Raw genomic sequence first — 21482 nt, 5'->3', positions numbered from 1 at the left:
CAGAATTTACCGTTTAATTAACTGTCCCTTTTCCTCTTTCACCTTTCCTCCCGCTATCGATAACCCTGTGACACCAATGAGCATGATAATTGCGCCAACAAGTTGCCATTTACCAAGTACACTACCGACCAGATGACGGATATGATCATCGCTGTCAGCGGTTCGAAGCTTGAAAGAAGACTTGTTTCGACGGGTGAAATGTACTTCATGCTACCTAAAAATAAAAGGAAGGCAACCGTACCGACGATGATGGCAAGTGAAAGAATCAAGGTAATTTTCCAATCACCGAGGGTTACAAAACCAGCCTGCATTTTCGTAACACTTGTGAGGAACAATGCCCCGCCGCCTATGAGCATCCCCAGCCTACAGATAAGAGGACACCCCATTCTTTCATTAACCTTGTGGGATAAAGCGTGTAAAATGTAAACGCGAAACCAACAGAAATTCCCCAGGCGACTGCCCCTGCACTAAGTGCAAATCCGGACAGCGAACCATTCGTCAAAAGATAAAAAAGGCCTACCATCGTCACAATCATTCCGACCACTTGCGCGGCAGGCGGCAATACCTTATGCCGAACTGAAACGAAAAGAATAATATAAATGGGTGCTAAAAACTGAAATAATGTCGCAATGACCGCATTACTTGCGTTAATGGACCCGACAAACGCAAGCTGTACACCAAGCATGCCGAACACCCCGAAAATGATCATTTGCTGTAGCCAGACTTTATGCCGCAACGGTTGGTAAATATCCCTACCATTCATTTTTAAAAACAGTAAAACAAAAAAGCCCGCAACTATCAAGCGGACAGTCAGCATGAAGGAGATGGTCATATCGCTCGTCGCAAGGATCCATTCCATCATCGGACCCGTTGCCCCCCACATCATTGCTCCCGTTATGATCATTAAAATACCTTTAAGTCGATTCATTCGCCACTCCCGCCGTTGTTGTGAAGTCTTTTACTAGTCGTTCAACTGTATCGTATCATAAAAAAAAAACAGTGTCACACCCAATAAAAACCGGGAGTGACACTGTTTCTTATTTTAGCGTTTATAAAATACGGCCAAGAAAATGGTCTAAAAACTGTTCCGCCTTCACTTCAGTGCAAACTTGAACTTTTGGTTCGCCTTCAGCGGATGCCACTGTTCTTCCGGTCTCTTCTCCATCCAGGACAACCTTTACATTCCATTCTTCCCTTTTAACAAAATCAGGATCTATAGCGACACCTACAGCTAATGGGTCATGCAGGGCGCATCCCCCAAATCCCGGTTCAAATGTTTCGTATGCCTGTATATAAAAGTCTGTCATATCTGCATAAAAACGGGACTCGTCTGTTCCTATAGCCCGCCATTCATCTGTCGTTGCCGCTGGTAAGATTGTCTTCATCGTAACGTCAAGACCGACAATAGTTACTGGAAGCCCTGAGGAAAACACATAATCCGCGGCTTCCGGATCTGCCAATATATTTGCCTCGCTATAAGGTGTTACATTACCAGGGGCAACACTGCACCACCCATAATGATCACTTCGTTGAAAAGAGGGATTATCTCCGGTGCTTTTATAATAGCCTGGGCAAGATTCGTTAACGGCCCGACTGGAATTAGTGTAATTTCGTGTGGACGCTTTTACTTGGCTGATAATGAAATCTACCGCACTTTCAGCCTCCGCTTCCCTGACAGGATTTTCTGAGAAGTTGTTACCCAAGCCATCCTCCCCGTGAACATTAAGTGGGAATTTAGTTATCCCACGTTTCAGCGGTTTATCTGCACCCATGTAGACGGGCACAGTCTTCCTAAGTCTCTCTAAAATCACGAGTGTACTACGGGTTGTATTCTCAAGTGAGTTATTTCCAAAGCATGTCGTTAAACCGATTACATCCAACTCAGGGGATTTTAAAGCATATGTAATTGCTAATGCATCATCAATGCCGGTATCCACATCTACTATTACTGGTTTCATTAGTGATCTCTCCGTTTCAGTTCAATTTAACTTATTGGCCTGTAAAAATTCATCAACTTCTTTTATAGACGGCATACCAGTTTGTGCGCCAAGTTTCGTGACTGAAATTGCCCCAACAACATTGGCAAACCGGCAGCCATCTTCAATTTTAGTACCTGCACATAAAAAAGGCCAACGCCCCATTAAACGAATCGCCTGCACCTGTTGTATCAACGGCTTCAACCTGAATGCTTGGAATCTCTAAACAATCGCCGTTATGGTAAAGCATAACCCCTTTGGAACCTTTCGTTACAATGCACTTTTCTTTTAACATCTCTACTTCTTTTTCAGTGCCACCCGTTGAACCGAACAGCAGCGTTTGCTCATGTTCATTAGGCGTTAAATAATCCACCATTTCCAGTAACTCCATAGGGAGCTTTCTAATGGGAGCAGGATTTAATATCGTGAGGGTGTTATGCTTTTTCGCTAACTGTACAGCCCTTATCACACTTTCAAGCGGAATTTCCAATTGTAATAATAGAATATCGCTATTTTTAATCTTATCTTCGTTTTGCTCAATGATATCTAAAGTTATATGGTCATTTGCACCAGGTACAACAATAATGCTATTATCCCTGTCCGATACTGTAATAGAGGCAATACCAGTTGAGCAATCCTTAATCCTAATAATATCTTCAGTGTTTATCCCATGACTTGTTAAATTATTCACTACCGTTTCACCAAAGGAGTCATCACCTACAGCTCCGATCATGGTCACTTCCGCACCAAGCCGAGCCGCAGCCACAGCCTGATTAGCGCCTTTTCCTCCGGGAATGGTATGAAACGAATCACCAAGCAATGTTTCGCCCACTTTAGGGATTCGGCTGGTGCTCGTCACTAAATCCATGTTAATACTTCCAATCACCGTTATTTTACTTTTAGCCATATGACCACCAACTCCTTTCTCTTTTCATGAAACAGTTACTACTATCAGTTTTTTCCTGAACTTGGGTATAATAAAATATAGAAAATAAGAGGGTGATACTTATGATCGGAATGGGTTATCGGACAATTAAAACTGCAATAGGTGCCGGGTTGGCAATTTGGATTGCAAGTTTATTCGACTTGGAGTTTGCGTCATTTGCAGCCATTATCGTCATAATGTGTATAGAGAAGACAAAGAAAAAGACGTTGCATTCCATTCAAAAGAAGTTTTTTGCATCGCTATTATCTCTAATTTTAGGTTCCATCTTTTTTGAGTTATTAGGGTACCATCCTATCACATTGACTCTTTTCATCTTATTTTTCGTCCCTGTACTTGTAAAAACGCGTACTCAAGAAGGATTTATTACAAGCATAGTTGTTGTTTTGCATATTTATACAGTTAAGGAAGCTAACCTCGAAAACTTATTGAATGAGCTCTATATTATTTTCATAGGTATAGGAATCGCCTTACTCGTAAACAGCATTATGCCAAGTTTCAAGAAAGAAATCGAACAATATAAAAAGGATATCGAAAATAAATTCAGCACAATTCTATATCAATTCTCTACATTTTTAAAGGATAGTGAGCAAGAGTGGGATGGAAAAGAGATAGTCGAAGTTGAAAATATCCTTAATCAGGCTAAAAACCTCACTATACAAGATGTAGAAAATCATTTGTTACGAAAAGAAAATAAAGATTATTATTATCTTGAAATGCGAGAGGATCAACTCGAAATCCTAAAACAAATGGTAGCCATCATAGGCATTGTTTCTTCATCGAAGTTGGAAGTCAAACAAAGAGGGATGCTTGCGAGTATCTTTCTGAATATCAGTCAGCATGTGGATTCAGGGGACACAACCATTGCATTAAAGCTATTAGAGGAATACGAAGAATCCATTCGTGAAACAGAATTGCCGAAGACGAGGGAAGAATTTGAAATAAGAGCAAATCTTTTTTATTTAAACTTTGAGATCAAGAACTACTTGATTATTAAGAAGAACATTTTTAACAGAACTAATGTTTAACTTACTTGGTGCGGCTAATAGTTTGGTGAAAGCCATAATAAAATTATTTATTAGCATTAGGGGGAGTACGATAAATGGATACAGGGGAACAGAAGGTTATTATTAAAAATCCAACAGTAGAAGATGCTCAAGTGATTACAGATTTGATATCAGCATGTGATATCGAGGAGATTGGTGAACCGGATATTACATTGTCAGATGTACTGGATATATGGAATTCCGTTCAAATTGAAACAGATGCATGGATTGCCCTTGCTTCAACTAATGAAATAATTGGGTATAGTTTTGTTGAGGTAACAGGAGCTAACAGAATGGATACTTGTGTATTTGTCCACCCGCAGTATAAAAATCAAGGGATTGGTTCACTTCTACTAAACAAAGTGGAGGAACGAGCCAATATTCTAGCTAAAGGGAAAGATGGAGTGCAAACTTTAATGAACCAAGTTCCTTTTAACAATATTGCTGCTCGAAATCTTGTTGAAAATCGTGGATATCAATTTAGTAGGTTGTATGAACGAATGAAAATCGAGTTAAAATCCCCACCAAACGTGCCTTATTTACATGAGGGAATGACGTTACGATCATTTCGGCCTAATCATGACGAAGACACTCTATTCTCGATATACGACGAAACATTCCGGGATGCATGGGGTTATACAAAAAAGGATGGTTCAACATGGATTTCTCAAAAAAAAGCTGACGACTATGATCCCAGCCTATGGTTTATTGTATGGAAGGATTCTGAACCAGTAGGATTCCTCATGAGTAGATTGCAAGATGATGGAGTATTTATTGATTTATTGGGTGTGAAACGGGAATATAGAAAACAAGGATTAGGCAAGGCAATGCTGCTTCATACATTTGGTTTAGCATATAAACGTAAACAAAAAACGATTCTTTTGTATGTAGACAGCGATAGCCTAACAAATGCAAACCGTTTATATCAACAAGTGGGAATGAGCCCCCATTCACAAACAACCGTTTATTCGAAGCAACTAACAATTTGAATAATCCTGAATATCAGCCTGCATGTGGATTCAGGGGACACATCCATTGCATTAAAGCTATTGGAGGAATACGAGGAGTCCATTCGATATTTTTAACAGATGTAAACGTTAACTCCACAATGCCCACGGGGACAGGTTCCTTGGCTTGTTAGGCCAAGGAACCTGTCCTCGTTGCTATTCGATGTTTGTCATATACCGTCTAACGTTTATTTATAAAAGCGCTTGAAATCATCCTCTAAAGATCTTTTAGTCTATAGCCCATTTCAATACGCACTTCATTTTTCTTTACATCTTCATTCGAATAAGATATTGAATTAAATCCAATCAATTCAAAACCATTTTTCAAATAAAACTGGATAGCTGGATAATTAGATGTTTGTGTTTCCAATATGATAGATCTGACGCATAATTCAGTTGCTCTTTTCTTAGCCACTTCCATTAAAATTCTCCCAATACCATTCTTCTTATATCGATCGTCAACATATAAATCATGAATTAATAATGTATTATTCCACTCCATTTGTTGGACTACCATAATAGCAACCTCTTCATCATGAAGCTTTGCCAAATAATATTCCGAACCCTCTTTATACGGTTCGAAAATTTCTTCTTGAATTTCTTTTACAAAAGGGCATGCAAATCTTTCTTCTGTTAAAGAGAAGTTCCAACCATTATCGTTTCTATCTATATGGATATTATAATATTTCTCCGACGTATATTTATAAAATACTTTTTTCCCGTTTGGATAATCTTTTTGATAGATTTGTCGAACAGTTAGCATTCTAATTTCTCCTTGATCAATATTTGAAAATCTGTATTCTATTCAATTAAAACATTATATATTTGCGGAAGTAAATATAGGAGTTAAAGTTTGTCATCTTGAATAGACTGTAAGGACCTGAAATATGTTAATAGGAGGATAGATTTTGAAAGCTTACGTTACAAACAAGTATGGCTCACCCGATGTTTTAGAACTGTTAGATATTGAAAAACCGATTTGTAATGACAATCAAGTCCTAGTAAAAGTACACGCAACATCTATAAACTATGGTAACATTGTGCTTTTGCGTGGAAAGCCTTTTGTTGCGCGTTTTGCATTTGGCATTACGAAGCCTAAATTTAGGATTCCTGGCGGGGATATTGCAGGTACCATTGAAGCTGTCGGGAAAAATGTCAAACACTTTATAGTTGGGGATGAAGTTTTCGGAGATTTATCGAGTAGTGGCTGGAGTGGATATGCAGAATATGTTGCTGTACCAGAAAATTCAATTGCCATGAAACCTAAAAACATTTCCTTTGAAGAGGCAGCTGCATTACCAATGGCTGCATCCACAGCCCTTCAAGCACTTCGAAATAAGGGAAATATCCAAGAAGGACAAGACGTTTTAATTTATGGTGCTTCTGGTGGTGTTGGCACCTTCGCAGTTCAAATTGCAAAAGCATTAGGTGCGAACGTGACAGCTGTTTGTAGTACACGAAATGTTGACATCATAAAATCTTTAGATATAGATCATGTAATAGATTACAAGAAAGAGACTATTTTCGATAAAAATAATACTTATGACTTAATTCTTGGGGTAAATGGGTATCAACCAATATCAGAATACTTAAAAGCACTGAAATCGAGTGGAAAGTTTATACTTGTTGGTGGTTCTCCAAAACAAATGCCTCAAGCAATGTTTGTTCCATTGGAAACAAAAAGATAAACATTTTCATGCAAACTCATAAACAAGAAGATTTAAATTTCATTAAGGAACTCGCAGAAAATAATCAATTAACTGCTGTTATTGATCGACGATTTTCATTTAACGAATTACCTAATGCCTTTAAGTATTTCGAAGAGGGTCATGCACAAGGTAAAGTTGTTGTTACGATTTCTTCATAAAAAGCCCATTGTGTCCCTAATTTGAGACCCGAAGATGGTGGCACTTTTTGAATGACAACCGCATATGTACAAATTTTCACAGAGATTTGCGATAAAAAGTAGGGGTGTCATGAAAGCTTGACTTTTCAAGATACCCCTTTATTAATTGAGTATATTAAACCCTATTACTTATGATACCGGGCACCTTATCCAATAGGATCTTCGAAGTTCCAGTTAGTATAAATTACTGCTGCAGTAACTGGATCTGTCGACGTGTCTTCCGTAAAACCGCCTATTAGATTGCCCACTCTAAATGTAGGTTCAAATAACTGTTCTTCCTTAGGTGCTGCTGTTGGACCATCTATTCCCAATTCTGTATTATCTGTTACCACTACTTGCATACCGTTATCCAACGTGAAGCTCAGACCATCTTCGCCGACTTCTGTTATCACTCCATCAATATTAACCACTGCACTTGCAGCAGGACCTAAATGATCCACTACAATTCTCTCCGTCAAATCTAACGCTACACCGTTGTTTATATTTGTTAAAGCAACCACAGCGATTACAGCACAAGCAACTAAACTACCAACTACAAGCTTCGTATTTTTCATATAGGCCCTCTTTTCTTTTTTCCCATATTCCATCATCTCTTCTTGCATTTTACTCTTAAATTCTTCGGAAGCCTGAATCTGTTTCATTACTTTCTTATAAGCGCTCATCGCACTTTACTCCCTTCTTCTAAAAAAGTTTTTAGCTTCATTCGTCCCCTTCTCAGCTTCGAGCCTACTGTGTTTACATTCATATCCAATATGTCGGCAATTTCCGCAGTTGTGTAGCCCTCGTAATAATGTAAATAAACAATGACTCTCTCTTTTTGATCAAGTTCGAAAATTTCAGGAAGAACATTCTGTTCTTCTTTTGCAGTAAATGTCATCTCTTCTGTTATCGGTAACGTTTTCCTGACACGGGAAGACTTAAAGTAATCGTTGCATTTATTAAAAGTTACTTTGATGAGCCAAGCCTTTAAATGTGTTTCATTTTCAAAGGTTTTTTTCTGTCTCATGAGTGTCAAATAGACCTCTTGAACAATATCCTCAGCCTCAGACATAATTTTTGTCTGCTGTACAGCAATTCGTATTAAGGTGTCACTATAAGTTTGAACAATTTCATGAACACGTAAGCCGGCGAACGTTTTCATTACTCAACCTCCTTCACTTTATAATACGATTCATTTTCGTTTATTCGTGCAACAGATAGTTTTTAAACGTTTATATTGGCATATGGATACAAAAACGAAATGGAGATGATTGCTTGAGCAAGTTCAATCCAGAAAAGCTATCCGTTCAATATAGAAATGGGTTCAATGCGATGCAACCTGTTATTCCAAGGCGATACACACTTACTCACTCAGATGAGACTGGAGATTTATTTTTAACGATTGGAAATGAATATGCTTGGGATAAAGTTAACCCTCAGATGAGAGATGAAGTGTTAGGTGAATGGTGGATGAATAGGGGCTGTTTATATTTCTATGTTTCTTTATATATAGACCAAGGAGAATACAATCAAAATACATCTGCAAAACGCTTTGAAATATTTAAACGTGAGTTACCACTTGCACTAAGAGCTATACGATACGGTGATAACCTTTTATTCAGTAATTACCCTAACCTAGATAATGCAATTATTGTAGTAAATTTTATTTCTACTTATCCTCAGTTCGCTATTCAAGAGAATTGGGGCACTTTCAGCAGTTTGTCCACAACATGATCTTCTTTATTAATGAGTAAAGTACAAATTTAATATCTAATAGGAAGTTTTAAAGCATAACACGATTAAAGAGTACCATCCTTAAGCAGTTTTCCCAAAATAGAGCACTTCAGTAATCTTTACTGAAGTGCTCTATTTTTAAATCAATAAATAAAACTCCTAAAAGTTATTTTGTTTATAGCTGCTGATCGAGCCATTCCCGGAAATCATTGTAGTTTTCTAACGAAATTGTGTGTCCTGCTGGATAAGCATGATAGGTTACAGCAGCACCTAATTTATTGAAATAATCCCGATTCGCTTCGCCCCATGCAAGTGGAAAAACTGGATCCTTTTCACCATGAGAAATAAATATCTGTAGATTGCTTGTTTGCTGTTTCGAGTACTCTTCTCTTACAAAGAGTGGAATGTAACCGCTAAAGGCCATCACTCCCTTTATTCTTCCCCTCATCGTTAAACCGAGAGTCATCGAGAGAATGGCTCCTTGGCTAAAACCGCCTAAGAATACCTTTTCCGGGTCTATTGCATATGTATTTAAGGCATTTTCAATAAATTCCTCCAACTTCCGAACCGTATCAGCAAATACTGAACGATGAGGTTTTCCAAATCCTTCAATCGTGAAGTACGCAAATCCAGGTGGCTGTTCAATCGGACCTCGAATACCAAATATGTAGGCATCCTTTTCAAGCCCACTTACTAAAGTCAAAATATCCTGTTCATTACTTCCCATTCCATGCATTAGGAATATTGCAGGATAAGTTCTTCCTAATTCTTCTGTTGCCGGCTTACGCATTTCGTAAATAAAAGTATTACCCATTGGTATCATCCTTATCTGTAAGCTTTAATGGTACGGTTCTCCGTACTATCTCTATATGCAGTTTTTATTTATCCTTAATTCCACATATTCTACCATATATCCCTACGTTTTATTTAACTCTTCTAATGTTGAACTATATAGCTTTCATCTAGTTGAAAAGAAAAATTTAACCGGTTTTCTATACTAGAATATTCTTGAAAATATCCATTCATATTAATTTAGCCAACACGCATAAAAATCATTCCAAAAGAAACATCTTGTTTTCTCAACTATTTAAGCATCATAAAAATTCATCAAACTGCCCCTGCTACAACTCTTCTAAATTCTTTAATTTTGAGGTACTCGATTACATTAGTATATGAAGGGGATTTTCATCATAACGAGAATGAATGAAGTAATCGATCTCTATTTTAAAAACATTTTTTTATTTGCGAAAACTGTCTGCCACTTAACGTTATATATAGTGTAAAAGCTTTTACAAAATCGTTTTAGGAAAGGAGATTCGGATGAAAATTAACGAGCAAAATTTTATAGCCCTTCTTCAAGCCGGCGAAGAAGAAGCTCTTGATTATGTGATTGATCATTATTTACCGCTTATTAAAGGGGTGGTCGTAAAAACATTAGGACCACTTAATAAAAATGATCTGTCTAAGGAATGCTGTAACGAAATTTTATTGTCGATTTGGAAAAATGCCAAAAAGTTTATGGGTGAGCCTACGGATTTTCAAAAATGGGTTTGTGTCATTGCAAAATATAAGGCAGTCGATTATATCCGTACCGAAATGCGAAAAAAAGAGAGCCTTTCTCTTAATTTAGACTTCACAGCAGACGAATTAACGTACCAAAAAAATATGCTACTCGAAGAGCAGCAAAATATTTACGTCATTATCTCAAAATTAAAACCAGTTAATCAAAAAATATTTATTATGAAATACTTACTAGACTATGACACAGAGGAAATCGCACGTCAGCTTCAAATGACAAAGTCTGCTATCGATAATCGACTTTATCACGGAAAAAAGAAGCTTAAAAAATCATTAGGAGGTATTCAAATTGAAGAAACAATTTAATCATTTTAATGAAATTGATATAAATGTCCATGAATTTGAAGAGGTGGAGGTACCAGAGTTTGAAAAGGCACAATTTAAAAAGGATTTGCGAAAACAAATCAAAAAAAATAGCTCTCAAAAATGGACGAAAGGAATTGCAGCTGCATGCCTAGCTATTGGTATTGGTGCCACTTCATTGGTTGGACTTTCATACACAACATTTGCACAGGAAATTCCGTTCGTAAATAGTATTTTTAAGCTGTTCTCTGAAAAAGATCATGGCACAACATTAGTTGGCTATGACAAATTTGCAGAAGCTGAAAATATGACGGTTGAAAGTAATGGCACGACAATTACAATTACCGAAACATTATTAGACAGTAAAAAGCTTTTCGTTAGCTACTCAATTGAAACAGACAAAGATTTAGGTCCAATTGCCTTAATCGATGGTAGTTTCACATTAAATGGTGGGCAAAACTCCTTGTTCCATGCAGAGCATGACATTTATAAAATCGCTCACAAAAAATATGCAGGTATGACAACCGTTATTTTACCTTTATCACATTCTATTGATGAAGGTACGTTCCAATTCAATATCCGTGAATTATCTAATCCTGAAAACGGTGACATCGTTCAAGGCGAATGGGATTTCGAAATTTATGCAGTGGCCTCTGATACAATTGTTCAAACAGTTGAAGTTCCTAAATCAGAAAAGAACGATCTAAACGTAGAAATCAACAAAATTACGTATACACCATACTCATCCATCGTTAATTACAAAGAAGGCATACACAATGAAATGCTAAATAATAAATATAACGTAATTTATTCAGAATTACTGTTAAAGGATGACTTAGGAAATACGTATAAATCCAAGTTTAACGGTGGATATGGGAATTCTGGTGTAACAGATTATATGATTACATTTGGACAGCTGCACCCAGATGCTAAAACGTTAATATTCACACCTATATTCCACTTTAAAAACTTAGATAACATTTATGAGTCGGTTGAAACAATGCAACTAGACGATATCATTTTAGATGTTGAGCGATAAAAAATACAAATGCTTAATGATGAAATGAGCACAAAATCGACCATAGTATAATATTCGTTCAAAAGAGGATACGATAAAACCACTCAAAGCATAAAAATACTTTGAGTGGTTTATTAATTATTCTTTATTACTTATGGTACGGTTCGCCTATGCTTTTCTGATAAAGCAACTTTCCTCTAACTACATAAAGCACTCAAATCTGCTAAAGATAATTGACTAACTACATCATAACCATTTCCTTCCCCTTTAGGCTTAACAATAACTGTCCCCATATAAGGTATTTGACCTAAACCTATCCCTTCTGGGAAACTGTGAGCAACAATCACTTTATTTCTTCCCTCTGCTGGTACCATTTCCAAAACAGACTTAAAATTATTTAAAATTCGTTGTCTATCACTGCTAGCTAAATTTCCATCCAACCTATATATCTCAAACCAAAAGGGATTGACTTGAACATTGCAACTTCCAAATGCTAACTGTGCTGTTTCAATCGTCCTGCAAAAAGGACTTGCGGAAATAGGATATTGAAACGGTATTTGTAAGTATCGGAGAATTTCTCCATAGTAAATAGCCTGACGACGTCCCGTCTCAGAAAGATTTCTTTGGGTTAAACAATTTCGAAAGTTTATATTGGCTAAATCACTTCCAACAGTTGCTTCCCCATGCCTTGCATAAAATATAAATCCCCCAGTTCTAAGGGCGTTAAGTAACAATTTATTCAGTGCATTTTTCTCCTTTCATATAAACATTCTTTTACTGTTAGTGTATGACATGGGTTATTAATCAGTTAAAAAAACAAACAGGAATTATTAATACCTTATATCTCATTCCATTCCACTGTTTCTCAATTTCACAATGTGGTAATATTTATCTATGTTTATGGATGAGTAGAAAATATCTGTTCGGGAGGGTCTATTTTTAGTGAAGGCTCTGAGAATGATAGGCGAATAGTTTCACAGAGAAAGAGAGGTACTGTCAGTGGGGATTTTTAGTCGAAAAATAAAGACGATGGAAGAAGTAGAGGAAGAGCCAAAAGAAATCGAAGTAGGCTTAGAGTTCGACAAACCGACCAAGGTTTTTTCGGTGTTTATCAAGCGCAAACAGGGGACGAACTTTTAATCACGGAAACAAAAGAAAAGGCTGAAAGGGCACAAGGTCGACTTGAAAATTTAATTAACTGGAATAGACCGGAAGACATTTATTTAATGATTCTCAGCGGTGAAACGGATTATGAAATATTTACGGAAATGAACAAAATCGTTGATTATTATGACATGAGAACGGAAGAAGACAGCATGAATGAGTGGCTTACTTACTCTAAAAGAAACGATGGTATTTACTATAATGTCGAGGATGATAATGACCGACAATATACAGTTTCAGGAGAATTGATTATTGACGGTTTAGCCATTCATCAGGAGAAAAGTGGAATTTGGACGATTGACCACATCCCTACAGCCGTTATGATGACAAATATGCCCAGCTATGAAACAGCAAGAAATCTTGCAGAATACATGTCCAAATTAATTCGTTGGGGAGAAAGAGAAGTTGTTGATTTATTCTGTGAAACAACGGATTTCAAAGAACATTTAAGCATGGCAAAGAAGGCAGTATTGAATAAGCAGACTATTCCAGAAGTTCCAGAAAGGCTTTCTTACAAGTTGGAATTTTTCTATATCCAAAATGAAAAAACAGACTTTCATCGATTCAATAAGGCCATTGACCAATTAATGGGGATGACCGGTTTGGATGTTTTTAAAAGACAAGTGTTAAAAATGATCTATTCATTGGTGGGTAGGGAGAAAAATTCAGATAATATTAGACAAAATAAACCCAATATTCATATGGCATTTATGGGTCCCGCTGGAACAGGAAAGACGGAGATGGCTCGCATTATGAGTGATATCTTTGCCTCATTGGGGTATTTGGATAAAGGGCATTTAGTAGAAGTTGATCGATCTCAGCTTGTTGCAGAACATATTGGGAAAACAGCTCCCAAAGTTAAAAAAGCTGTGAGTAAAGCACTGGGCGGAACATTATTCATCGATGAAGCCTATTCACTAGTAGGGGATGAACAGGATTTTGGACCTGAGGCGATCGCTACATTGATCAAAGAAATGGAAGATCATAAAGGAGAATTTATGGTCATTCTAGCGGGTTATCAAGCAGACATGGAGAAATTAATTAATTCTAATGAAGGATTTCGTTCCCGGATTAAACAACATTTTCACTTCTATGATTATACACCGGAACAAGTAGCGGTCATTATCCAAAATATCTTAGTAGATAAGGGATATATCTGTCCTGACGATGTAAAAAAGGAAATTACACGAGCAATCAAAGGACAAGCAAAACAAGGGAAAGTGGACGGAAATGCAAGAATGGCCCAAATATTGCAGAAGAGATAGAAGAGGAATTAAATATCCGCGTAGGAAAAGATCGTGAACAGAAGATCAAAAATACACGAATGATTACCGTTGAAGATGTAAAACGTGCGACAGATAAGCAAGCAAATAATCAAAATCGCCAAGAATTAGAGTCGATCAAACAATCAGCAATAAATAAATTGCAGAGCTTAATCGGATTACAGGATATAAAAACGGAAGCACAGAGAATTTTGAACACGATTGTGATTGATAACTTGCGCTTTCAAAATGGGTTAAGTCCGGAGAAAACGAAAATGCACATGGTTTTTTACGGCCCTCCAGGTACTGGTAAAACAACGGTAGCAAGAGTAATGGGTGAATTTTTAAAAGGGGCAGGCATTCTGTCGAATGGGCATTTTATTGAAGCATCAAGAAGTGACCTTGTGGCCGGATATGTCGGTCAGACCGCTTTAAAAACAAAAGACATTATTTCAAAAGCAATGGGCGGCATTTTATTTATTGATGAAGCCTATTCTTTGGCCTCTGATGATACATCTGGATTTGGAAAAGAAGCCTTAGATACACTCATTAAAGAAATGGAAGATCATGCGGATAATTTAGTGGTTATTTTGGCTGGGTACCGCAAAGATATGGAGAAACTGATGGACCTCAATGAAGGTCTGCGTTCACGGATTCCTTACCATTTTGATTTCCCTCATTATTCAGCGGAGGAATTATACCAAATGGCGCTTCTTCAATTAAAACAAAAGGATGGCTTGATTCTTAGTGAGGAAGCCAGCAAGTGGCTACAGGTTTATATTAACCAAAAAGTAAAGGAAAACAACGGATTTATTGATGGCGATGGCCGCTGGATCAGAAACTTGACGCAAGAGATAAGGAACAATCAAGCAGATCGGTTAACTTTATTAGATCAAGAGGCAATCACCTTTGAATTATTACAGGAAATTGAAATAACAGATATCCCAAAGGACTAAACATTTCTTTTGTCTGATTGGTCATTTTATCGTATTTGTTTGAAAAGGCGGAGAGAGAATATGGAAAATAACATTGATGAATGGAGCCCCATGCGTTCTTTAGATAAAATACTGTTTTGGATGGGGATGCCTTTTATATTAGTGATGTTGATGGCTCTGTTTGTAGATTGGGATCAATTTGCACAGAATACTTTGTTTCTATTTTTAGGGCACTCCTTTCTTTTATTGTTCATGATAGGCGAAAAAAAATTGAGACTTGAAAATGAGAGAAGTCAAACGTTAATTTTCTTTGCTTGGCTCCTATTCGGATTTGGATTAGCCTGTTTCTTATGGAACGTGGTTATTGGTGCGATTGCCGGATTGATTGTAGCCATTTTAGCAATTAAGTGGAAATTAACGACAAATTCCATATCATTCCTACTATGGATTGGATGGATTTTGAATATGTACGCCAGTTTTACCTCTCCGGTTGGATTTATGGATAAATTGATTTTCTTATTTTCTCCAAACGTTTGGCAAGCGAATGTGTTGAAACTTGGACTTGTCACTTTAGTTAGTATTTTGATTTTGGCTGTTGCTTCAATTACAGGGGCAAAGAACCAACAAGAACAAAAGAAAACAAGTTCAAACAACATGATAGATCCGGAATTAAAGGAGAATCCACATCGGGTATCCCTTATTTCTGATCGAGAGGCGATTAAAAAAATTCATAAAGGGTTAGAGGAGGTTGCACAAAGATTAAATATGAATTTAACCTCAGATGCTACCACCAGGCTTCGCCTTGTCTCAGAAGAGTTTACGAAGCAAATATCTATTCACAATAACTTATCATTAGAAAAAATTGAACAATATAGACGCATAAAATATTTATATGATAAGGAATATATTTCCAATGAATTGTATCATCTTCTATCTACGATTAGAACACTTGGAAATAAAGCCGCCCATGAACTTGGCGATGATGATCGTTTTAATAAAAATGGATTGCTTAAACTGCGCCACCAGTTTTTAGAACATCTGAATGAATGGGTAATACACGATCAAAACGAAGTGGCTGCAGCCCCAGAGGATGACTTTGCTTCGGACAGTGAATTTGAACAAATGTTTGATTATGAAGCTGATAAGTATGAATCCCTATATGATGAGGTTAAGTATAAGAAAGGAGATGAAGTAATTGATGAGGATGAGGATGATGAAGATGATGAGTGTAGAGATGATTATTTTGACCAGGATGACTACGCTGGGATAAAAGAAGAAGATGAAAAAATCCCACAGCGATCTTCGAACCCTATAGTACTTCCAAAAGAAATAAGAGAAAAAATGAAGTTCTAAAACGAGACTAAAGGGGGAGCATCTTTGGGAAATCTACTAAAATTCTTTATTATCGTGGGGATCCTTTTTATTTTTATTGGTTATGGTACAGATAAACTATTGCAAACATTCACTGGTGTGACCTATTTGCAGGGAGATACCATTGATAATGACGTTGTTTCCTTAAGAACCGGGATTACTGTGATTGAATATGACGATCATCTCTTAGTTAAGCAAAGCCCAGGCTATATTCGATTGTTCACAGCATTTAGTTACATAGATGATAAAGTGTCTGGTGGTCTTATTCTGGATTTCTTATCAAAGTTTCTTGAAATAGATATAAATTCGGATATTAGCACTTTTGATTTCTTGGCAATGTTATTAATCGCTTTAGTTCTCCCAGTTTTACTCGGTGCTATTTTCATATGGATATTAAAGTTAGTCGGGAAAAAAGTATTTAGAAGCTGGTTCTTTATCAGCACTTCTTTTGCCCTTCTGGCGTTATTTTTTGTTACATACAAGCCTATTATTGATCATTTAGCGACTGGTCGGATGCTGTTTGCTTATAATCATGCCGCAAGCGAAGCAACAATGGAAATCGTACAGAGTGCCATTGATAAAAAAACGGAAAATGGAAAACAGGAATTTTCCCTCTTATCCACTATTTTTCCAGCTAAACAGGAACAGAATGAGATCCGCCTTTATTTAGGCGATCAACTGAAAGCAATTGACAGCAGCCCAGAAAATGCAGCACCACCTAATTTGGTAAACATCTACCAGTCAGAACAATACCAAAAGGCGGATAAACTAGAACAGAAAAAGCTAGCGAAAGAGCAAATAAAACAAAATGCAAACGAAATAAGGAAACTCCTATTTTGGGTCTATTCCGGCGTAGACATGGGAAAAGGCAACTCCAACACTGAATTTAGCGCTTATTCCCAGGAACTGGTAAACTTATACTACAACAGGGACGGTGGATCCGTTCCCAACTCTGATCTTAAGTAAAAAACAGATAATATAATGGCCTTGTCCCTAACACGCTGCTCATTTGCGACAACGGCTATGTGGGGCCTGTCCTCCCTATACAGGGGAGGGACCAGGCGTCGCAATCCTACGGCTATACCCTGTCAACATTATAGAGTTTCCAGATTGTTTTTTGAAACAAAGCTCCATAAACAATCCTCCCTGGCTTCATCACGAGCATATTTGCAAAGGAAAAAACCGCATTTACTTATGATACGGTTCTCCCCGCATAATTCGAAACCCTCGATAAACCTGCTCCAACAGTACTAATTTCATCAACTGATGCGGAAATGTCATTCTTGAAAATGATAATAACTCATCTGCCCGTTTCAGTACATCTTCATGTAGGCCAAGCGATCCGCCAATGACAAATACGACTTTACTACGGCCATATGTCATCAATGATTCCATCCCTGCAGCTAATTCCTCGCCAGTTTTCATCTTACCCTCGATTGCCAATGCAATTACGTAAGCGTCAGGACTGATCTTTGCAAGAATCCTATCGGCTTCCTTCTTCTTCACGATTTCCATATCTGCATCGCTCAGAGACTCAGGTGCTTTTTCATCTGCCACTTCGATGAGGTCGATTTTTGCATATGCACCGAGTCGTTTTGCATATTCATCGATTCCCATTTTTAAGTATTTTTCTTTTAGTTTACCAACTGACACAATTGTAATATTCACAGGGTTTTCCACCTTCTTTTAAATGTTATCCACATTACTTATGCACATATCCACACTTAAACCTATATGTTGTGCCCGATTATTCGTTCGCCACAATATACGTTGCGGGCGTGTCGCAGTAATCGCATTTTGTGGATAACTTTTCTTCTTCTTCGATTTTCTCCATTATCGGAAACGTTTCCTCTTGAGCAACAAACACATCAAGTGCATGGTTTATATGGGTTTCACAGCTATTTATTTTCATCATATACACTTCCTTCTTTCAATATTTTACAGACAAAGTTATGCACGGTTTTCTTTTCTTATCCACATGTGCAAAAACCATGCAGAAAAAAAAGGCAGTATAGCCGCTATTCAGCTATGCTGCCTGTTGTGGATAAGAAATATTACATCCCTGTCAAAATTGTAACATTCTCTGTCCGCTTTTTCGACATCTTAATCAGAATGTGTTACCATCTTTTAATTCCATTTCAATTTCTATTAGGTTTCCGGCACGGTACACTTTCATCTTCATCAGATCGCCAACTTCCTTGTCATTGTAAAGATGCTTCCTTAGCCCGACCATGTCATCTATTTTCTTTCCATCCATTTCAACAATCACATCATACTGCTTGACGCCTGCAACCTCAGCTGGTGTATTCCGCAATACTTGAGTAACGATCACACCATCCGTAACATCCTTAGGCAACTTCAAAACTTGTTCTTGCTGTGATGAAGGGACGTCCCTCAAATTCATGAGGCTGACACCCATTGTTGGTCGGTTGACTGTTCCTGTCATTTCAAGGTCCTTAATGATCGGAACAGCGATATTAATCGGGATTGCGAGGCCGATGCCTTCCACTGTTTCTTGGGTGATTTTCATCGAGTTAATGCCTACGAGCTGACCCGCCAGGTTGATAAGCGCACCGCCAGAGTTTCCGGGGTTGATGGCTGCGTCTGTTTGAAGGACATCAGCCTGCCAGTCAACAGTTCCGTTTTTATCAAAATCAATCGGAATTGATCTATCCTTTCCGGACACAATTCCCATCGTAACAGATCCCGCAAAACCGAGGCCGAGCGGATTTCCGATGGCAATGACTGTTTCGCCACGTTTCAATGCGTCCGAATCACCAAATTGAATGACCGTGTTCACTTGTGAACCGTCGATTTCAACTACTGCCAAATCTGTCCACATATCACTTCCGATCAGCCTTCCTTCCACTTTTGTTCCGTTATCAAATGTAATTTCAAGCCCTTCTGCATTTTCAACGACATGATGGTTCGTGACGATATATGCTTTGCCGCCTTCTTTTTTATAGATGACACCAGATCCACTGCCGGTCTCCCTTCTCGTTTCAGTGGAAGACCAGAAATTACGTACGGTTTGCAGGTTTGTAATTCCTACGACCGTGTCGGCCATTTGCCCGACGATATCCGTGACATCCGTATTGATGTCGACAGAGACCCTTTCACTTGTCAGATTGTCCACACCCGATTGCTCACGTTCGACTAATGGCGTGCCTTTGTCGTTCCCAGTTGTTGTATTCATTAAAAACCAGACAAGGAGTCCCCCGAGAATGGCTCCAAAAAGGGCGGGAAGAAATCCACCTCGTTGTTTCGGTTTTGGTGAACGGTTAGTGTAGCGCAATGGCTCCTCGCGCTCTTCAGGTTCATGAATAATCGGTTTTTCCTCTTCATTACGAGGACCTTGATTGAATTCGTCCATTCTCCTCTCCCTTTCTATATACAGTTACACTCACTCTACCCCATTATTTGTATTTAGAATCAAATGTATGAAGAACTTTTATTGAATTTGCGGGCTTTTTGGACGTGGGACCCGCATACTTGAGCGCGGGACCTGCTTACTTGAGCGCAACGCCCGCATACTTGAGCGCAGCATCTGCTTACTTGAGCGCGGAACCCGCTTACATGAGTGCGGAACCTGCTTACTTGAGCGCGACGACTGCTTACTTGAGCACGGTATCACCGTTAACAAAAAAACCTCACCCGAAGGCGAGGTTTTCAACATTTATTAAACAGTGACAAGCTCTGTCGGTTTTTCCGCATCGGTATCATACAAATGCACGAATTCACCTGTGCGGATCCCGCATGCTTCCAATGTTTGCGAAACACTCATCCTTGCGAGATCTTTCATATTATTATCCTTGCTAAGATGTGACAAGTAGATTCTTGTCTCTTTCTCAGCTACAACTTCACTCATCGCAATCGCGGCATCTTCATTGGAAACATGCCCGACGTCACTCAATATACGACGTTTAATGGACCATGGATATCTGCCCATTTGCAGCATGCTGACGTCATGATTACTTTCAAAAACGTATGCATCCGATGCTGCGATATGCCCTTTCATCCGTTCACTGACATATCCCGTATCCGTAATGACTGCAAGCTTCCGATTATTTTCATGAAATACATAGAACATCGGATCCGTTGCATCATGTGAAACGGCGAATGACTGAATATCAAGTGTCCCAAAGGTCATGGAGGTTTCCATATTGAAATGGAAACGTTGCTCCAACGGAATCTCGCCAACGAGACCATTCATGGCATTCCATGTTTTTTCATTGGCATAGATAGGAACCTTATGCCTTCGTGCCAACACGCCAATCCCTTTAATATGGTCGCTATGCTCATGGGTAACGAATATCCCGTCAACATTGGACATCGAACGACCGATGCTTTCAAGCTGTTGCTCCATCCTCTTTGCACTCAATCCAGCATCTACTAAAAATGCATGTTTATCAGTTTCAACATATATAGAATTGCCCGTACTACCACTACAGAGCACACTAAAACGCATGATAAAAACTCCTTATTCTTCTTCTTCCATAGGTTCTTTCGCTTCGGTTTTATCCAATTGGAACTCTATCACTTTACCTTCAATTGCATTGATAAAATAATCCTCAATTTTACCGTCCTTTAATTCTACACGAATATTCCAGGTTGGGGCAAATACTTGGGTTTCCGTTAACTGCATAAGTGATGAGTATCCTGCTGTCACACTTAACACTTTAGAATCCTGCTTCAAATACCCCCGCGTTGCCAAAGATCCGACTGCCTCGTCCTGTGTCAGTAAATCCTTCTTACGGTTATAGCTAATGAATTCCTTAAGCATTCGCTGTTCATACCGGGTAACCTCATAATCATCATCCCAATAAACGGTCAGCATGGCATTGGGGCTATAGAATATCGGTTCTCCGTCCACCTTTTGAAAGAAAATAGCCCTCTTTTCTTCCTTGTTCACTTCCCATAGTTCATAGTCCATTCCATTCAATACATATTTCGTAAGGAACTCCGGAAAATGATAATCCCCTTTTGAATTGCGGATGGATATCGGAGTGCTCATCTCGGAAGTGATCCGTGTATTATCAGTGATTACAATGGACTGGCTTTTCAATGATTCCAATTCCTCTATTGTAAACATTTTAATATTGGCAGAGACATAGTAGAAATCATTTTTTGTCTCTTGCGAGAGATTGTAAGTGATATTCTCCTGTTTCATTATCTCTTCAATCGATGTTTTCCCGACTACTTGCACATTCAATGCATCGGTGTGCTGTTTTAGATATAAGGAATAAAGGAAAACGTTTAA

Annotated in this window: 25 protein-coding genes and 1 pseudogene; 12 read left to right on the top strand and 14 right to left on the bottom strand. The window is 38.2% G+C overall.

Annotation, left to right across the window (positions count from 1 at the left end; translation table 11 throughout):
• Nucleotides 1-53: 53 nt before the first annotated feature.
• The 4 genes and pseudogenes from QNH10_RS20395 to rbsK form a co-directional block, all read right to left on the bottom strand.
• Nucleotides 54-356: an EamA family transporter gene (locus QNH10_RS20395; protein WP_488199565.1), complete on the bottom strand. Its 303-nt coding sequence runs from the start codon at nucleotides 354-356 to the stop codon at nucleotides 54-56.
• Nucleotides 347-928 (bottom strand): DMT family transporter, encoded by a 582-nt coding sequence (locus tag QNH10_RS20390; RefSeq protein WP_347177970.1) that lies wholly within the window; start codon nucleotides 926-928, stop codon nucleotides 347-349. Before QNH10_RS20390 ends, QNH10_RS20395 begins: the two co-directional genes overlap by 10 nt.
• A 121-nt stretch (nucleotides 929-1049) precedes the next feature.
• Nucleotides 1050-1958 carry a nucleoside hydrolase gene (locus QNH10_RS03010; RefSeq protein WP_430541089.1) on the bottom strand — a complete coding sequence of 303 codons (909 nt, stop codon included), beginning with the start codon at nucleotides 1956-1958 and terminating at the stop codon, nucleotides 1050-1052.
• A 21-nt stretch (nucleotides 1959-1979) separates the two neighbouring features.
• Nucleotides 1980-2883: pseudogene (gene rbsK / locus QNH10_RS03005) on the bottom strand (ribokinase).
• Between the two features lie 101 nt (nucleotides 2884-2984).
• Here rbsK and QNH10_RS03000 point away from each other — a divergent pair.
• Complete coding sequence (locus QNH10_RS03000) at nucleotides 2985-3947, top strand: aromatic acid exporter family protein (RefSeq protein ID WP_283733458.1); 963 nt, start codon at nucleotides 2985-2987, stop codon at nucleotides 3945-3947.
• A 74-nt stretch (nucleotides 3948-4021) separates the two neighbouring features.
• Nucleotides 4022-4954, top strand: a complete 933-nt coding sequence (locus QNH10_RS02995) for a GNAT family N-acetyltransferase (RefSeq protein WP_283733457.1) — start codon at nucleotides 4022-4024, stop codon at nucleotides 4952-4954.
• A gap of 235 nt (nucleotides 4955-5189) precedes the next feature.
• On the opposite strand, the gene QNH10_RS02990 is transcribed toward QNH10_RS02995, so the two are convergent.
• Complete coding sequence (locus tag QNH10_RS02990) at nucleotides 5190-5735, bottom strand: GNAT family N-acetyltransferase (protein WP_283733456.1); 546 nt, start codon at nucleotides 5733-5735, stop codon at nucleotides 5190-5192.
• Between the two features lie 145 nt (nucleotides 5736-5880).
• Here QNH10_RS02990 and QNH10_RS02985 point away from each other — a divergent pair, with 145 nt between their 5' ends.
• Both QNH10_RS02985 and QNH10_RS20385 read left to right on the top strand, forming a co-directional pair.
• Nucleotides 5881-6660, top strand: a complete 780-nt coding sequence (locus QNH10_RS02985; protein ID WP_347177969.1) for an NAD(P)-dependent alcohol dehydrogenase — start codon at nucleotides 5881-5883, stop codon at nucleotides 6658-6660.
• Nucleotides 6661-6668: 8 nt separating this feature from the next.
• On the top strand, nucleotides 6669-6839 hold the full coding sequence (locus QNH10_RS20385) for a zinc-binding dehydrogenase (protein ID WP_347177968.1): 171 nt from the start codon (nucleotides 6669-6671) through the stop codon (nucleotides 6837-6839).
• Nucleotides 6840-7024: 185 nt separating this feature from the next.
• On the opposite strand, the gene QNH10_RS02980 is transcribed toward QNH10_RS20385, so the two are convergent.
• Together QNH10_RS02980 and QNH10_RS02975 are read right to left on the bottom strand one after the other, a co-directional pair.
• Entirely contained in the window at nucleotides 7025-7540 is a 516-nt protein-coding gene (locus QNH10_RS02980) for a hypothetical protein (RefSeq protein WP_283733455.1), read from the bottom strand.
• Nucleotides 7537-8019, bottom strand: a complete 483-nt coding sequence (locus tag QNH10_RS02975; RefSeq protein ID WP_283733454.1) for an RNA polymerase sigma factor — start codon at nucleotides 8017-8019, stop codon at nucleotides 7537-7539. The genes QNH10_RS02980 and QNH10_RS02975 overlap by 4 nt, the downstream gene beginning before the upstream one ends.
• A gap of 113 nt (nucleotides 8020-8132) precedes the next feature.
• Between QNH10_RS02975 and QNH10_RS02970 the strand changes: the two genes are divergently transcribed.
• Nucleotides 8133-8591, top strand: coding sequence for a staygreen family protein (locus QNH10_RS02970; RefSeq protein WP_283733453.1), 459 nt, complete (start codon nucleotides 8133-8135; stop codon nucleotides 8589-8591).
• A 175-nt stretch (nucleotides 8592-8766) separates the two neighbouring features.
• Here QNH10_RS02970 and QNH10_RS02965 read toward each other — a convergent pair whose 3' ends face one another.
• Nucleotides 8767-9405, bottom strand: a complete 639-nt coding sequence (locus QNH10_RS02965; RefSeq protein ID WP_283733452.1) for an alpha/beta hydrolase — start codon at nucleotides 9403-9405, stop codon at nucleotides 8767-8769.
• Nucleotides 9406-9911: 506 nt separating this feature from the next.
• On the opposite strand from QNH10_RS02965, the gene QNH10_RS02960 reads away from it, so the two are divergent.
• Together QNH10_RS02960 and QNH10_RS02955 are read left to right on the top strand one after the other, a co-directional pair.
• Nucleotides 9912-10475 (top strand): sigma-70 family RNA polymerase sigma factor, encoded by a 564-nt coding sequence (locus QNH10_RS02960; protein WP_283733451.1) that lies wholly within the window; start codon nucleotides 9912-9914, stop codon nucleotides 10473-10475.
• A complete protein-coding gene (locus QNH10_RS02955) occupies nucleotides 10459-11511 on the top strand; it encodes a DUF4179 domain-containing protein (RefSeq protein WP_283733450.1) in 1053 nt (350 codons plus the stop codon). The genes QNH10_RS02960 and QNH10_RS02955 overlap by 17 nt, the downstream gene beginning before the upstream one ends.
• Nucleotides 11512-11687: 176 nt before the next feature.
• Here QNH10_RS02955 and QNH10_RS02950 read toward each other — a convergent pair whose 3' ends face one another.
• Nucleotides 11688-12233 (bottom strand): histidine phosphatase family protein, encoded by a 546-nt coding sequence (locus QNH10_RS02950; protein ID WP_283734554.1) that lies wholly within the window; start codon nucleotides 12231-12233, stop codon nucleotides 11688-11690.
• 256 nt (nucleotides 12234-12489) lie between these two features.
• Between QNH10_RS02950 and QNH10_RS02945 the strand changes: the two genes are divergently transcribed.
• The 5 genes from QNH10_RS02945 (at nucleotide 12490) to QNH10_RS02925 (ending at nucleotide 17188) form a co-directional block, all read left to right on the top strand.
• Nucleotides 12490-12630 carry a hypothetical protein gene (locus QNH10_RS02945; protein WP_283733449.1) on the top strand — a complete coding sequence of 47 codons (141 nt, stop codon included), beginning with the start codon at nucleotides 12490-12492 and terminating at the stop codon, nucleotides 12628-12630.
• 86 nt (nucleotides 12631-12716) lie between these two features.
• Nucleotides 12717-13919, top strand: coding sequence for an AAA family ATPase (locus QNH10_RS02940; protein WP_283733448.1), 1203 nt, complete (start codon nucleotides 12717-12719; stop codon nucleotides 13917-13919).
• A 59-nt stretch (nucleotides 13920-13978) separates the two neighbouring features.
• On the top strand, nucleotides 13979-14872 hold the full coding sequence (locus tag QNH10_RS02935) for an AAA family ATPase (RefSeq protein ID WP_283733447.1): 894 nt from the start codon (nucleotides 13979-13981) through the stop codon (nucleotides 14870-14872).
• A 60-nt stretch (nucleotides 14873-14932) separates the two neighbouring features.
• The gene (locus QNH10_RS02930) at nucleotides 14933-16204 is read left to right on the top strand and encodes a DUF4145 domain-containing protein (protein WP_283733446.1); all 1272 of its coding nucleotides are present in this window, start codon (nucleotides 14933-14935) and stop codon (nucleotides 16202-16204) included.
• A 24-nt stretch (nucleotides 16205-16228) separates the two neighbouring features.
• Nucleotides 16229-17188 (top strand): hypothetical protein, encoded by a 960-nt coding sequence (locus tag QNH10_RS02925; RefSeq protein WP_283733445.1) that lies wholly within the window; start codon nucleotides 16229-16231, stop codon nucleotides 17186-17188.
• A 222-nt stretch (nucleotides 17189-17410) separates the two neighbouring features.
• On the opposite strand, the gene rlmH is transcribed toward QNH10_RS02925, so the two are convergent.
• From rlmH to QNH10_RS02900, 5 genes are all read right to left on the bottom strand, one after another.
• Entirely contained in the window at nucleotides 17411-17890 is a 480-nt protein-coding gene (gene rlmH, locus QNH10_RS02920; protein ID WP_283733444.1) for a 23S rRNA (pseudouridine(1915)-N(3))-methyltransferase RlmH, read from the bottom strand.
• 79 nt (nucleotides 17891-17969) lie between these two features.
• On the bottom strand, nucleotides 17970-18137 hold the full coding sequence (locus tag QNH10_RS02915; protein WP_381426361.1) for a CxxH/CxxC protein: 168 nt from the start codon (nucleotides 18135-18137) through the stop codon (nucleotides 17970-17972).
• Between the two features lie 192 nt (nucleotides 18138-18329).
• Nucleotides 18330-19595, bottom strand: coding sequence for a S1C family serine protease (locus tag QNH10_RS02910; protein WP_283733443.1), 1266 nt, complete (start codon nucleotides 19593-19595; stop codon nucleotides 18330-18332).
• Nucleotides 19596-19901: 306 nt separating this feature from the next.
• Nucleotides 19902-20690, bottom strand: coding sequence for an MBL fold metallo-hydrolase (locus QNH10_RS02905; protein WP_283733442.1), 789 nt, complete (start codon nucleotides 20688-20690; stop codon nucleotides 19902-19904).
• A 12-nt stretch (nucleotides 20691-20702) separates the two neighbouring features.
• On the bottom strand, nucleotides 20703-21428 hold the full coding sequence (locus QNH10_RS02900; RefSeq protein WP_283734552.1) for a two-component system regulatory protein YycI: 726 nt from the start codon (nucleotides 21426-21428) through the stop codon (nucleotides 20703-20705).
• Between the last annotated feature and the right edge of the window lie 54 nt (nucleotides 21429-21482).

The sequence above is a fragment of the Sporosarcina thermotolerans genome, from assembly GCF_030067815.1.
GTDB lineage: Bacteria > Bacillota > Bacilli > Bacillales_A > Planococcaceae > Sporosarcina > Sporosarcina thermotolerans.
Note: the sequence above shows the minus strand (reverse complement) of the source record. Positions and strands in the feature narration are given on the sequence as shown.

Coding starts and splice junctions, on each gene's coding strand:
- QNH10_RS20395 (WP_488199565.1), bottom strand. CDS start 356: ATGCTCATAGGCGGCGGGGCATTGTTCCTCACAAGTGTTACGAAAATG.
- QNH10_RS20390 (WP_347177970.1), bottom strand. CDS start 928: ATGAATCGACTTAAAGGTATTTTAATGATCATAACGGGAGCAATGATG.
- QNH10_RS03010 (WP_430541089.1), bottom strand. CDS start 1,958: ATGAAACCAGTAATAGTAGATGTGGATACCGGCATTGATGATGCATTA.
- QNH10_RS03000 (WP_283733458.1), top strand. CDS start 2,985: ATGATCGGAATGGGTTATCGGACAATTAAAACTGCAATAGGTGCCGGG.
- QNH10_RS02995 (WP_283733457.1), top strand. CDS start 4,022: ATGGATACAGGGGAACAGAAGGTTATTATTAAAAATCCAACAGTAGAA.
- QNH10_RS02990 (WP_283733456.1), bottom strand. CDS start 5,735: ATGCTAACTGTTCGACAAATCTATCAAAAAGATTATCCAAACGGGAAA.
- QNH10_RS20385 (WP_347177968.1), top strand. CDS start 6,669: ATGCAAACTCATAAACAAGAAGATTTAAATTTCATTAAGGAACTCGCA.
- QNH10_RS02980 (WP_283733455.1), bottom strand. CDS start 7,540: ATGAGCGCTTATAAGAAAGTAATGAAACAGATTCAGGCTTCCGAAGAA.
- QNH10_RS02975 (WP_283733454.1), bottom strand. CDS start 8,019: ATGAAAACGTTCGCCGGCTTACGTGTTCATGAAATTGTTCAAACTTAT.
- QNH10_RS02965 (WP_283733452.1), bottom strand. CDS start 9,405: ATGGGTAATACTTTTATTTACGAAATGCGTAAGCCGGCAACAGAAGAA.
- QNH10_RS02960 (WP_283733451.1), top strand. CDS start 9,912: ATGAAAATTAACGAGCAAAATTTTATAGCCCTTCTTCAAGCCGGCGAA.
- QNH10_RS02940 (WP_283733448.1), top strand. CDS start 12,717: ATGATTCTCAGCGGTGAAACGGATTATGAAATATTTACGGAAATGAAC.
- QNH10_RS02935 (WP_283733447.1), top strand. CDS start 13,979: ATGATTACCGTTGAAGATGTAAAACGTGCGACAGATAAGCAAGCAAAT.
- QNH10_RS02930 (WP_283733446.1), top strand. CDS start 14,933: ATGGAAAATAACATTGATGAATGGAGCCCCATGCGTTCTTTAGATAAA.
- QNH10_RS02915 (WP_381426361.1), bottom strand. CDS start 18,137: ATGATGAAAATAAATAGCTGTGAAACCCATATAAACCATGCACTTGAT.
- QNH10_RS02910 (WP_283733443.1), bottom strand. CDS start 19,595: ATGGACGAATTCAATCAAGGTCCTCGTAATGAAGAGGAAAAACCGATT.
- QNH10_RS02905 (WP_283733442.1), bottom strand. CDS start 20,690: ATGCGTTTTAGTGTGCTCTGTAGTGGTAGTACGGGCAATTCTATATAT.